At 72.0% G+C, this 11,430-nt stretch carries 13 protein-coding genes; 4 read left to right on the top strand and 9 right to left on the bottom strand.

Annotation, left to right across the window (positions count from 1 at the left end):
- Window positions 1-24 precede the first annotated feature (24 nt).
- Window positions 25-462, top strand: a complete 438-nt coding sequence (locus tag EDD54_RS15450) for a helix-turn-helix domain-containing protein (protein WP_126537866.1) — start codon at window positions 25-27, stop codon at window positions 460-462.
- Between the two features lie 12 nt (window positions 463-474).
- Here EDD54_RS15450 and EDD54_RS15445 read toward each other — a convergent pair whose 3' ends face one another.
- From EDD54_RS15445 to EDD54_RS15415, 7 genes are all read right to left on the bottom strand, one after another.
- Window positions 475-1,239: an ABC transporter ATP-binding protein gene (locus EDD54_RS15445; protein ID WP_126537864.1), complete on the bottom strand. Its 765-nt coding sequence runs from the start codon at window positions 1,237-1,239 to the stop codon at window positions 475-477.
- Entirely contained in the window at window positions 1,236-2,276 is a 1,041-nt protein-coding gene (locus EDD54_RS15440) for a FecCD family ABC transporter permease (protein ID WP_126537862.1), read from the bottom strand. The genes EDD54_RS15445 and EDD54_RS15440 overlap by 4 nt, the downstream gene beginning before the upstream one ends.
- A complete protein-coding gene (locus tag EDD54_RS15435; RefSeq protein WP_126537860.1) occupies window positions 2,273-3,283 on the bottom strand; it encodes an ABC transporter substrate-binding protein in 1,011 nt (336 codons plus the stop codon). Before EDD54_RS15435 ends, EDD54_RS15440 begins: the two co-directional genes overlap by 4 nt.
- 108 nt (window positions 3,284-3,391) lie before the next feature.
- Window positions 3,392-4,168, bottom strand: coding sequence for an ABC transporter ATP-binding protein (locus tag EDD54_RS15430; protein WP_126537858.1), 777 nt, complete (start codon window positions 4,166-4,168; stop codon window positions 3,392-3,394).
- On the bottom strand, window positions 4,161-4,886 hold the full coding sequence (locus tag EDD54_RS15425; protein WP_126541770.1) for an ABC transporter permease: 726 nt from the start codon (window positions 4,884-4,886) through the stop codon (window positions 4,161-4,163). Before EDD54_RS15425 ends, EDD54_RS15430 begins: the two co-directional genes overlap by 8 nt.
- The gene (locus EDD54_RS15420) at window positions 4,886-5,617 is read right to left on the bottom strand and encodes an ABC transporter permease (RefSeq protein WP_126537856.1); all 732 of its coding nucleotides are present in this window, start codon (window positions 5,615-5,617) and stop codon (window positions 4,886-4,888) included. Before EDD54_RS15420 ends, EDD54_RS15425 begins: the two co-directional genes overlap by 1 nt.
- A gap of 20 nt (window positions 5,618-5,637) precedes the next feature.
- On the bottom strand, window positions 5,638-6,339 hold the full coding sequence (locus EDD54_RS15415; protein ID WP_126537855.1) for a GntR family transcriptional regulator: 702 nt from the start codon (window positions 6,337-6,339) through the stop codon (window positions 5,638-5,640).
- Window positions 6,340-6,590: 251 nt separating this feature from the next.
- On the opposite strand from EDD54_RS15415, the gene EDD54_RS15410 reads away from it, so the two are divergent.
- From EDD54_RS15410 to EDD54_RS15400, 3 genes are all read left to right on the top strand, one after another.
- The gene (locus EDD54_RS15410) at window positions 6,591-7,430 is read left to right on the top strand and encodes a transporter substrate-binding domain-containing protein (RefSeq protein WP_126537853.1); all 840 of its coding nucleotides are present in this window, start codon (window positions 6,591-6,593) and stop codon (window positions 7,428-7,430) included.
- 116 nt (window positions 7,431-7,546) lie between these two features.
- On the top strand, window positions 7,547-9,139 hold the full coding sequence (locus EDD54_RS15405) for a gamma-glutamyltransferase family protein (protein ID WP_126541769.1): 1,593 nt from the start codon (window positions 7,547-7,549) through the stop codon (window positions 9,137-9,139).
- Between the two features lie 72 nt (window positions 9,140-9,211).
- Window positions 9,212-9,766 (top strand): cysteine hydrolase family protein, encoded by a 555-nt coding sequence (locus EDD54_RS15400; protein ID WP_126537851.1) that lies wholly within the window; start codon window positions 9,212-9,214, stop codon window positions 9,764-9,766.
- A gap of 13 nt (window positions 9,767-9,779) precedes the next feature.
- Here the strand turns inward: EDD54_RS15400 and EDD54_RS15395 are convergent, their stop codons facing one another.
- On the bottom strand, window positions 9,780-10,079 hold the full coding sequence (locus EDD54_RS15395) for a ferredoxin family protein (protein WP_126537849.1): 300 nt from the start codon (window positions 10,077-10,079) through the stop codon (window positions 9,780-9,782).
- A 40-nt stretch (window positions 10,080-10,119) separates the two neighbouring features.
- A complete protein-coding gene (locus tag EDD54_RS15390) occupies window positions 10,120-11,427 on the bottom strand; it encodes an FAD-dependent oxidoreductase (protein WP_126537847.1) in 1,308 nt (435 codons plus the stop codon).
- Between the last annotated feature and the right edge of the window lie 3 nt (window positions 11,428-11,430).

Genomic DNA, 11,430 nt, shown 5'->3' with positions numbered 1-11,430 from the left:
CTTCAAGCCGACTTGAGGTCAAGCATGAAATTCCTCGACATCGGGGAGGTCGCCGCGGCGAGCGGCGTCAAGCCCTCGGCGCTGCGCTACTACGAGGAGGCCGGGCTGATTTCGTCCGTCTCCCGGCACGGGCTGCGCCGGCAGTTCCCGCCGGAGGTGCTGCTGCAGCTGAAGCTGATCGCGATGGGCAAGTCGGCCGGCTTCTCGCTCGACGAGATCGCCGGCATGTTCGGCCGCGACGGCCGGCCCGACCTGCCGCGCGACGCCCTCCGCCGGAAGGCCGACGAGATCGACCGCAAGATCCGCGAGCTCGCCGCGCTCGCCGACACGCTCCGCCACGTCGCCGATTGCTCGGCGCCCTCGCACATGGAGTGCCCGACCTTCCGCCGCCTCGTCGACGTCGCCGGCAGCCGCGGCGGCCGGCGACGGTCGGCGGCGAGGGGGAAGGCCGCGCCCGGCTGACCGAGCCTTCCCTCAGCCCGGCTCGAACAGGATGCGCGGCCGGCCGTGGCGGGGGGAGGGGACGACCTCGGCCTCGACGCGGAACACCGCGCGCAGGAGATCGGTCGTCAGCACCGCCTCCGGCGGGCCTGCCGCGATCACGGATCCGGCCTGCAGCACCACGATGCGGTCGCAGAACATCGCCGCGAGGTTGAGGTCGTGCAGCGCCACCACGCTGGTCAGCGCGAGCTCGCGGACCATTCGCAGGATCTCGATCTGGTGATGGATGTCGAGGTGGTTGGTCGGCTCGTCGAGGAACAGGATCCGCGGCGCCTGCGCCAGGGCGCGGGCGACGTGGACGCGCTGGCGCTCGCCGCCCGACAGCGTCTGCCAGACTTGCGCCGCGCGCTCGGTCATGTCGACCCGCGCCAGGGCCGCCGCGACGGCCGCCTCGTCCGCCGCCGACCAGCCTGAGAGGGCGGAGCGGTGCGGTGTCCGGCCGAGCCGGACGACGTCGCGGACGGTGACGCTGGTCTCGGTGGCGGCGTGCTGCTGCACGAAGGCTACCTGCCGCGCCAATGCCCGGCGCGCCACGGCGGCGACGTCGCGCCCCTCGATCTCGACGCGCCCGGACCATGGCTTCCGCAGCCCGGCGAGCAGGCGCAGCAGCGACGACTTGCCGGAGCCGTTCGGCCCGATCAGCCCGAGCGTCTCGCCCCGGGCGACCGCCAGCGAGACCCCGGCGACGATGGCGCGCCGGCCGGCGCCCCAGGTGAGGTCGTGGGCGACGACGGTCACGGCCGCGGCCTCGAACGATGGAGGATCAGCGCGAAGAAGGGCACGCCGACCAGCGCGGTCACTACCCCGATCGGCACGGTCTGCTGGGCGACGATCACCCGCGAGGCGATGTCGGCGGTCGTCATGAACAGGGCGCCGAGGACCGCCGCGGTCGGCAGCAGCCTGAGGTGCATCGGGCCGACCAGGAAGCGGGCGGCGTGCGGAACCACGAGGCCGACGAAGCCGATCGTGCCGACCATGCCGACGATGGTGGCGGTGACCATGGCGGTGACGACGAACAGCGCGAGGCGGATCCGCCCCACCGGCACGCCGAGCGCGGCGGCGTCCTCGTCGCCGAAGGTGAAGGCGTCGAGCGCGCGTGCCATCCACAGGCAGGCCGCGAGGCCGGCGACCACGACGACGAGCAGCAGCTGGACGTCGGGCCAGCGCACGCCGCCGAAGCTGCCGAGCAGCCAGAACATCACGTCGCGCGCCTGCTGGGCGTTGCCGGCGGTGGTGACGATGTAGGACGTCGCCGCGTTGAAGAGCTGCGAGGCGGCGACGCCGGCGAGGATGGTGTGGTTCGGTCCGCTGGTCGCCCCGTTCGAGAGCAGCGCGACCAGGGCGAAGGCCGCGAAGGCGCCGGCGAAGGCGCCCGCCGACAGCGACAGGCCGCCGGCGCCGATGCCGAGCACGATGACCGCGACCGCGCCGGTCGAGGCGCCGGCCGAGACGCCGAGCACGTAGGGCTCGGCGAGCGCGTTGCGCAAGAGCGCCTGCAGGATGGTGCCGCAGATCGACAGCCCCGCCCCCGCCAGCGCCGCCACCAGGGCGCGGCTGAGGCGCAGGTTCCAGACGACGCTCTCCTCGATGCGCGGGATCGCGGCGTCGGTGAGCCCGACGCCGTTGGTCACGGCGAGCGCCACGGTCCCGAGCCCGATCGCGTAGTCGCCGATCGCGGTCGCCACCGCGACCGCGAAGGCGAGCGCGACCGCGCCGAGCGCCAAGAGCAGGGCGAGCCGGCCCGCGCCGCCGTCCGCGGCGATCGTCCGCGTCACGGCAGGTCGAGCGCTTCGAGCTGCGCGGCGATCTCCTCGGCGCCGTAGAGCGTGCGGATGCTCGGGTTCATCGCCGCCCCGCTCATCACCACGATGCGCTTCTTCGTCACCGCCTCCATCTGGCTCACGGTCGGGTCGGAAGTCAGGAAGGCGATCTTGTTGTCGGCGCGGTCGAGGTCCCAGCGCTTGCGGTCGACCTGGGCCGCCACGATCACCGTCGGGGCGGCGGCCATGATGCCCTCCCAGCCGAGCGTCGGCCAATCGGCCTCGGTGCGGATCGCGTTGGTGCCGCCGAGGAGGTCGGCGACGTAACCGGACGGGCCGTTGCCGCCGCCGAGATAGGCGTCGCCGTCGGGGGAGGGGCTCGAGAACCAGAACAGGAAGGTGAGGCCCTCCTTGCGGGGGAACTTCGCGCGCAGCGCCGCCTCGCGGGCCTTGAAGCGGGCGATCAGCGCCTCGCCGCGGTCGGCGACGCCGAATATGCGGGCGAGGTCGTCGATCTCGCGGTAGACGAGGTCCATGTTCCACAGCGACGTCCGGGCGCCGTAGGCGTCCTTGGTCGTCCGCACCGTCGAGCAGGCGCTCGGCGACAGGTAGGTCGGGATGCCGAGCGCCTCGAAGTCCTCGCGCTTTGCGACCTTGCTGTCCGGCCCGAGCAGCGTCACCAGCATGGCCGGCACGAAGTCCGGCTGCTTGGCCAGCACGGCCTCGAGGGTCGGGAACTCGACGGTCAGCACGTCGACCTTGGCGTTCTCCGCCGCGATCTCCGGCAGCACCTCGTTCGGCCAGAACGCCGTGCCGGCCATCCGGTCGGCAAGGCCGAGCAGCAGCAGGATCTCGGCGCTGTTCTGGCCGAGCGCCACCGCCCGCTCCGGTGCCTTGGCGAAGGTGACGCTCCGCCCGCAGTTCTCGATCGTCAGCGGATAGGTCGTCGGGCCGGCGAGCGCCGCGGTCGAGACGAAGGCGGCGGCGAAGGCCACCGGCAGGCTGGGGAGAAGGGTCCGCATGTCGTCGTGTCCACGTCCTCGGGGGAACTCGCCGCGTTCCCTACGGGGGTGGCCGACCTAAATCAAGAGTTTTTCACTCAGGTTTTATTCCGCCCGCTCCACCGCCCTTCAGCCGGCCGACAGGAACCGGCGCAGGACCGCCGATCGCGGCGCGCCGAACACCTCGTCCGGCGTACCCTCCTCCTCGACGACGCCCTTGGCGAGGAACATCACCCGGTTGGAGACGTCGCGGGCGAAGCCCATCTCGTGGGTCACCACCAGCATGGTCCGGCCCTCCTCGGCGAGCGAGCGCATCACCTTCAGCACCTCGCCGACGAGCTCCGGGTCGAGTGCCGAGGTCGGCTCGTCGAACAGGATCACCCGCGGGCGCTGGGCGAGGGCGCGGGCGATCGCCGCGCGCTGCTGCTGGCCGCCGGAGAGGTGGGCCGGGTAGGCGTGGCGCTTGTCGGCGATGCCGACGCGGGCGAGCAGCGCCTCCGCCTCGGCGACGCATTCGGCGCGCGGCCGCTTCTGGACGTGGACCGGCGCCTCGATCACGTTCTCGAGGATCGTCATGTGGGACCAGAGATTGAAGCCTTGGAACACCATGGCGACGCGGCCGCGGATGCGGTCGACCTGCGCCCGGTCGGCCGGCCGGACGCCGTGGCGGCCGCGGACGAGCCCGATCACCTCGCCGTCGACCGCGACCTCGCCGGAGTCCGGCACTTCCAGCATGTTGAGACAGCGCAGCATGGTCGACTTGCCCGACCCGGAGGAGCCGAGGATCGAGACGACGTCGCCGTCGCGCGCCTCGATCGAGACGCCCTTCAGCACCTCGAGGCCACCGAAGGACTTGCGCAGGTTCTTCGCCGCGATTGCGGGCCGCGCGGCGGGGATGTCAGCCATGGGTGATGTCTCCCGCCGGCTCGGGCGGCTCGAAGGGCAGGTGGTGGCGCATCAGCCGCGTCTCGAGCGCCGCGATCGCGCGGGTCAGCACGACGTTGATCGCGAGGTAGATCGCGCCGGCGACGACGAACACCTCGACGGCGCGGAAGGTCTCGGCGATCAGCTTGCCGGCGATGCCGGTCACCTCCATCAGCGTGATCACCGAGGCGAGGGCGGTGCCCTTGACCATCAGCACGATCTCGTTGCCGTAGCCGGGCAGGGCGGCGCGCAACGCGATCGGCGCGACGATGCGCCGGAGTAGAAGCGGTCCGGACATGCCGCAAGCCCGCGCCGCCTCGATCTGGCCGTGCGGCACCGAGAGGAGGGCGCCGCGCAGCACCTCGCTGCCGTAGGCGGCGGTGTTCAGCGTCAGCGCCAGGATCGCGCACCACCACGGCTCGCGCATCACGCCCCACAGGCCGACCTGTTGCCAGAACGGCCGGAACTGGCCGAGGCCGTAGTAGATCAGGAAGATCTGCACCAGGAGCGGCGAGCCGCGGAACACGAACACGTAGGCGGCGGCGATCCCGCGTCCGACCGATCCGCCGTGGACGGCCGCGAAGGCGAGCGGCGCGGCGAGGAGGAAGCCGGAGACGACGGCGATCGCCGCGAGTTCGAGCGTCAGCGGGATGCCCGGCGCGAGTGCCGTCGCGACCTCGGCGAGGAAGGTCCAGTCGATCACGGCGCCGCCCTCCGAACCCCGCGCATCGCCCGCCGCTCCAGGCGGCCGGTGAGGCGGGAGGACACCCAGGTGATCGCGAGGTAGATCGCCAGCGCCGTCACGTAGAACTCGAACGGCCGCCGCGTCGAGCCGGCGCCGACCTGCGCCTGCCGCAGGAGTTCGACGAGGCCGGTGACCGAGACCAGCGCGGATTCCTTCAGCACGAGCTGCCAGGTGTTGCCGAGCCCGGGCAGGGCGTGGCGCAGCACCAGCGGCGCCACGATCCGGCGCAGCAGCGTCGCCCCGCGCATCCCCACCGAGCGCGCCGCCTCGATCTCGCCGCGCGAGACCGCGTACCACGCCCCGCGCAGCACCTCGGCCTGATAGGCGCCCGAGACGACGCCGATCGCGGCGGCGCCGGTTGCGAAGGCCGGCATGCCGACGAAACCCTCGGCGCCGAACAGGCCGCCGATCGCGCCGAGCGCGGCGCTGCCGCCGAAGTAGAACAGGTAGATCACCAGGAGGTCCGGCACGCCGCGCAGCACGGTGGTGTAGGCGTCGCCGGCGAGGCGCAGCGGCGTCGAGCCCGAGCATTTCGCCGCCGCGACGGCGACGCCGATCGCGATGCCGAGAACGAAGCCGGTGGCCGCCACCGCGAGCGTCGTGGCCGTGGCGGCGAGGAGCGCCGCACCCCAGCCGGTCGGGCCGAAGCCGACGAGGGTGAGATAGTCGGCGACGGCCTCGGTCATGCGCTCCCAGTCCTCCCCGTTCAGACGCCGCGCGGCAGGCGTCGGAGCTTGGTGACCTCGTTCAGACGGACGAGGTTCTCGAGCGAGCTCTGCACGTGGAAGGCCGCGGCCCGGGCGGCGGCCTCGCGGTCGCGCGCGCCGATCGCCTCGGCGATGGCCCGGTGCTCCTCGTAGTCGCTGTCGCCGAGTTCGACCCAGAGCACCTCCATCCAGAGCGCGAGGCGCAGCTGCTGGTAGATCTGGTCGGTGGCGCGTAGGAGCGCCTCGTTGCCGGTCGCCTTGACGACGACCCGGTGGATCTCCAGCCCGAGTTCGAGGCGCCGCGCCATGTTCTCGGCCGAGGTGTCGTCCTTGCGCAGCTCGCCGATCTGGCGGACGACGTCGCGGATCGCGGCGAGGTCGTCGTCGCTCGCCCGGTCGCAGGCGAGTTCGGCGGCCAGCACGTCGAGCGCCTTGCGCACTTCGAGCAGGTGGCAGACCGTCTCGATGTCGAGGTCGGCCACCGTGTAGCCGACGTTGCGCTCGCTTGTGACGAGACCCTCCTCCTCGAGCTTCATCAGCGCCTCGCGCAGCGGCGTCCGGCTGACGCCGAGCCGCTTGGCAAGCGCGATCTCGGACAGCTTCTCCGCCGGCCGCACCGCGTGCGACAGGATCAGCGCCTTCAGCTGTTCGTAGGTCCGGCGACGGACGGAGGAGGTGACGGTCACGGTGTCGGCGGTCACGCGGGGACGATCCTTCGGAAACGGCGGGATTCGGGGCTCCCTGGAGCCTATCAGCTCGGTGGCGATCGCGATGGGGATGCTTGGTTGCCAGATTGGATACAATCTTGTATCCCAATGAAGGGCCGTCCGGCAAGCACCGTCGATCCATCCCCCGGATCCCCACCGGTTGCGGGTCGGGCGGCCCGACGTCACCGGCGCGAAGATCGGGACGCGGGCGGAATCCGACCCGGCACCAGACAAGGGGAACCGATATGAAAAGGCATCTCATCGCCGCCGCGACCGCGATCGCCGCCGTCGCTCTCGGCGCCACCGCCGTGCTCGCGGAGCCGGCGACCGTCACCATCGCCACCGAGGGCGCCTACGAGCCCTGGAACTTCATGGGCCCGGACGGCACCATCAAGGGCTTCGAGGTCGACCTCGCCAACGACCTCTGCGCGCGCATGAAAGTCGAGTGCAAGATCGTGGCGCAGGACTGGGACGGCCTGATCCCGGCGCTCACCGCCAAGAAGTTCGACGCGATCATGGCCTCCATGATCGTCACCGAGAAGCGGCTGAAGGTGATCGCCTTCAGCGAGCCCTACGCCCCGACCTCCGCCGGCATCCTCGCCGAGAAGGCCGGCCCGCTCGGCGACCTCCCGGGCACCGGCACCACCGTCGACCTCGGCGGCGATCCGGCCGCGGTCGAGGCGGCGCTGGCGCCGCTGCAGACGGCGCTCGCCGGCAAGCTGGTCGGCGCCCAGGTCTCGACCGCCAACGCCGGCTTCGTCGACACCTATCTCGCCGGCGTCGCCGAGAAGCGCGAGTACAAGACGGTCGAGCAGCACGACCTCGACATCCTCGCCGGCCGGCTCGACGCCATCGTCGAGCAGACCACAGCGATCGGCAACACGCTGTCGAAGCCCGACTTCGCCGGCTACGCCCAGGTCGGCCCCACCTTCGTCGGCGGCGTGTTCGGCAAGGGCATCGCGGTCGGCCTGCGCCGGGACGACACCGAACTGAAGGCGAAGTTCGACGCGGCCATCGCCGCCGCCAAGGCCGACGGGACCATCGAGCGCCTCGCCGAGCAGTGGCTGAAGGTCTCGTTCCAATGATCGTACGGACCGGCGCGGGCGGATAGGATCCCTGCCGCGCCGGTCCGTCCGGTCGCGAATCGGCCGGCCGCGACGCACGAGCGGTCGCACCACGACAGGCTAGCGAGGAAGACGTGATCAGGAATTTCGAGCTGCCCGGCCGTTCGGTGGCCCTCGGGCGCACCGGCATGGCGGCGACCTCCCACGCCGCCGCCACGCTGACCGCGGTCGAGGTGCTGAAGGCCGGCGGCAACGCCGTCGACGCCGCCGTCGCGGCCTGCGCCGTCCAGTGCGTGGTCGAGGCGGGATCGACCGGCATCGGCGGCGACTGCTTCGCCCTGATCGCCCCCGGCGGCGGCGACCGCGTCGTCGCCTACAACGGCTCCGGCCGCGCCCCGGCCGCGATGACGCCCGAGCGCCTCGCCGGCCTCGGCGTGACCGCGATCGAGCGCCGCTCGCCGCACGCGGTCACGATCCCCGGCGCCGTCGACGCCTGGACCCGGCTCGTCGCCGACCACGGCCGGATGACGATGGCCGAACTGCTCGCCCCCGCCGTCGCCATGGCGCGCACGGGCTATCCGGTGACGCCGCGCGTCGCCTTCGACATCGCCGACGAGCGCGACCACCTCGCTGCCGACCCCACCGCCGCCGCGACGTTCCTGGTCGACGGCGCCGCGCCGGCGGTCGGCTCCATCCAGCGCCAGCCGGCGCTCGCCGACACGCTGGAGCGGATCGGCCGCGAAGGCCGCGACGCCTTCTACCGCGGCGAGATCGCCGCCGAGATGGTGGCGACCCTCGCCGAACGCGGCGGCCTCCACACCCTCGAGGACTTCGAGACCGCCGTGGGCGAGTATGTCACGCCGGTCGCGACCGGCTTCCGGGGCCACACCGTCCACGAGTGCCCGCCGAACGGCCAGGGCGTGATCGCGCTCTTGATCATGAAGATCCTGGAGCGCCAACCCGCCACCGGCGGCCCGGTCGATCCGGCGACGATCGCCACCGAGATCCGCGCCACCCGCTTCGCCTACGCGGTGCGCGACCGCCTGCTCGCCGACGGCGCCGACCCGCACGGGCTCGCCGCGGCGCTGCTCGACGAGACCTTGGTCGCCGACCTCGCGGACCGGGTCGCGCGCGGCGAGAGCGGCCTCGGCGCAGCGCCGCCCGTCGGCGCGCCGCATCGCGACACGGTCTACGTCGCCGTCGTCGACAAGGACCGCACCGCGGTCAGCTTCATCAACTCGATCTTCTACCACTACGGCTCCGGCATCATGACGCCGCGCTCCGGCATCATGCTGCACAACCGCGGCTGCAGCTTCACCCTCGAGCCGGGCCACCCCAACACGGTGGCGCCGCGCAAGCGGCCGCTGCACACGATCATCCCGGGCATGGTCACGCGCAACGGCCGCGCGGTGATGCCCTTCGGCGTCATGGGCGGCCATTATCAGGCGATGGGGCAGGCGGTGTTCCTGTCGCGCCTGTTCGGCCACGGCTGCAGCGTCCAGGAGGCGCTCGACCTGCCGCGCGTGTTCCCGCTGCCGGGCTCGGCCGAGGTCGAGGCCGAGGGCCTCGTCCGCGACCGCGCCGGCCCGATGCTCGCCGCCATGGGCTTCGATCTCGTCGCCTCGGACGGTCCGATCGGTGGCGGCCAGGCGATCTGGATCGACCCGGACACCGGCACGCTGATCGGCGGTTCCGACCACCGCAAGGACGGCTTCGCGCTCGGCTACTGAGCGCGCCGAGACGACATCACCGCCGGGCGCCTCGAGGCGCCGCGGCGACGGCTTCGACCAGGAGGACACCAGATGGGCGCCGCACTGATCGTCATCGATCTCCAGAACGACTACTTCCCCGCCGGCCGCTACCCGCTCGCCGGCATCGAGGCCGCCGCGGCCAACGCCGCCACGTTGATCGCGGCCGCCCGCGCCGCCGGCGTGCCGGTCCTGCACGTGCGCCACGAGGAGCCCGGCGCCGACGCGCCGTTCTTCGCGCGCGGCACCGAGGGGGCCGAAACCCATCCGTCGGTGGCGCCGGCGCCGGGCGAGCCGGTGATCGTCAAGGAGGCCGTCAACGCCTTCCTCGGCACCGACCTCGCGGACCGTCTCTCCGCAGCGGGCGTCGACGGCCTGATCGTCACCGGCGCCATGAGCCACATGTGCGTCGACGCCGCCACCCGCGCCGCGCTCGACCTCGGCCTCGCCGTCACCGTGGTGCACGACGCCACGGCGACGCGCGAGCTCGCCTTCGGCGACGTCGTCGTTCCCGCCGCCGCGGTCCAGGCGACGCTGATGGCCGCGCTCGAGGGCGCCGGCGCCGCCATGGCGACCACCGAGGCGGTCGCCGCCGGCTGGCGGTCATGACCGGCGCACGACCTCAGCCGAACTTGAACAGCACGCCGTAGCCGCCGCGCGGGTAGTTCCAGGTGATCTCTCCGGTCTCCTCGCACAGCACGCGGCACGTGCCGCACTCCATGCAGCCGTCGGCGACGATCTCGACCTGCCCGGCCTCGTTCTGCGCGTAGCAGCCGGCCGGGCAGATCCGCGTCATGGCGAGGAGGTTCGGCGACGGCGTGTCGTGCGGGGCGACGGTGATGTGCGGCTTGCCGGCGTCGACCTGGTAGCGGTTCTGATAGAGCTTCTCCTCGACGCGGGGGCCCTTGACGGGAGCGGTCATCTCTTCCTCCTCCGGGAGCGGGGTGGCGGGGGCGGCGGGCTCAGCGCCAGGCGCGGGCGAGGCGGACGGCGTCGCCGAACAGGCCCGTCCACGAGCGGGTGCGGACGAAGTTGCGCACCGTCGCCTTCTCCTTCTCGAGCTTGGGCGTGCCGTCGACACGCACGAAGTCCTCCATCGCCTTCGAGACGAGCTGTGGATAGGTCAGGAAGAGGTTCGAGGACTGCGTGTGGAGGAGCCGCGGCATGTCCTTGTATTTCTTCAGGTCCTTCATCACGAAGCTGTCGTCGACCATCCGCTTGTAGAGCGCGAGGTTCTCCGCGGTGAAAGGCTGGCGCCGGGTCTTGACCTGGAAGATCGCCTCGGCGGCGAGCCGGCCCGTGGTCATCGCGAGGTTGGAGCCCTCGCGGTGGATGGCGTTGTTGAACTGGCCGGCGTCGCCGACCACCACCCAGCCGTCGCCGAACAGCTGCGGCACGGCGCGGTAGCCGCCCTCGGGGATCAGGTGGGCGGCGTATTCCTTGATCTCGGCGTCGGCGAGCAGCGGCCGCAGCGAGGGGTGGCGGCGGAAGGCGTCGAGCAGGCCGTAGGGCGTCTCGCCGGTCTCGGCGAAGTCGGAGACGAGGCAGCCGATGCCGACCGAGAGGCTCTCCTTGTTGGTGTAGACGAAGCCCATGCCGGCCATGCCCTTGGAGATCGTGCCGGCGGCCTCGATCACCACGCCGGCGTCGCCGTCGAGGTTGAAGCGCGCCTCGATCGTCTCGCGCGGCATGAAGTGCATCTCCTTGACCGCGAGGGCGACCTGCGCGGCCTTCGGCCGTTCGCGCAGGCCGGCGCGGCTGCCAAGCAGGCCGTTGACGCCCTCGGCGAGCACCACCACGTCGGCATAGATCGGGCCGCCCGAGCGGTCGGTGCGCACGCCGATCACCGCGCCGTCGCGCCCGGTGACGAGTTCGGTCGCGGTCGTCTCGGTCAGGACGATTGCGCCCTTCTCGCGCACCTTGCCGGAGAACCAGCGGTCGAACTGCGAGCGGATGATGGTGTAGCGGTTCGGCTTGTCCTCGTTGAAGGTGTCGGAGCGGTAGTGCATCCCGGTGTGGGACGTCTCCGACATCATCCAGAAGCGCTGCTCGACGAGGTGGCGCTCCAGCGGGGCGTCCTCGCGGAAGTCGGGGACGATCTTCTCCAGCATGTCGGCGTAGAGGATGGCGCCCTGCACGTTCTTGGAGCCGGGATACTCCCCGCGCTCGAGCTGCAGCACCTTAAGCCCCTTCTCCGCGGCCACGTAGGCGGCCGCGTTGCCGGACATGCCGGCGCCGATGACGATCACGTCGAATTTTTCGTCGGCCATGGC

The organism is Oharaeibacter diazotrophicus (assembly GCF_004362745.1).
GTDB classification, from domain to species: domain Bacteria; phylum Pseudomonadota; class Alphaproteobacteria; order Rhizobiales; family Pleomorphomonadaceae; genus Oharaeibacter; species Oharaeibacter diazotrophicus.
This window is presented reverse-complemented; position numbering and strand designations above follow the sequence as displayed.

What these genes read in the sequence shown, in the direction of transcription:
- EDD54_RS15450 (WP_126537866.1), top strand. Translation starts at nt 25, where the DNA reads ATGAAATTCCTCGACATCGGGGAGGTCGCCGCGGCGAGCGGCGTCAAG.
- EDD54_RS15435 (WP_126537860.1), bottom strand. Translation starts at nt 3,283, where the DNA reads ATGCGGACCCTTCTCCCCAGCCTGCCGGTGGCCTTCGCCGCCGCCTTC.
- EDD54_RS15430 (WP_126537858.1), bottom strand. Translation starts at nt 4,168, where the DNA reads ATGGCTGACATCCCCGCCGCGCGGCCCGCAATCGCGGCGAAGAACCTG.
- EDD54_RS15420 (WP_126537856.1), bottom strand. Translation starts at nt 5,617, where the DNA reads ATGACCGAGGCCGTCGCCGACTATCTCACCCTCGTCGGCTTCGGCCCG.
- EDD54_RS15410 (WP_126537853.1), top strand. Translation starts at nt 6,591, where the DNA reads ATGAAAAGGCATCTCATCGCCGCCGCGACCGCGATCGCCGCCGTCGCT.
- EDD54_RS15400 (WP_126537851.1), top strand. Translation starts at nt 9,212, where the DNA reads ATGGGCGCCGCACTGATCGTCATCGATCTCCAGAACGACTACTTCCCC.
- EDD54_RS15395 (WP_126537849.1), bottom strand. Translation starts at nt 10,079, where the DNA reads ATGACCGCTCCCGTCAAGGGCCCCCGCGTCGAGGAGAAGCTCTATCAG.
- EDD54_RS15390 (WP_126537847.1), bottom strand. Translation starts at nt 11,427, where the DNA reads ATGGCCGACGAAAAATTCGACGTGATCGTCATCGGCGCCGGCATGTCC.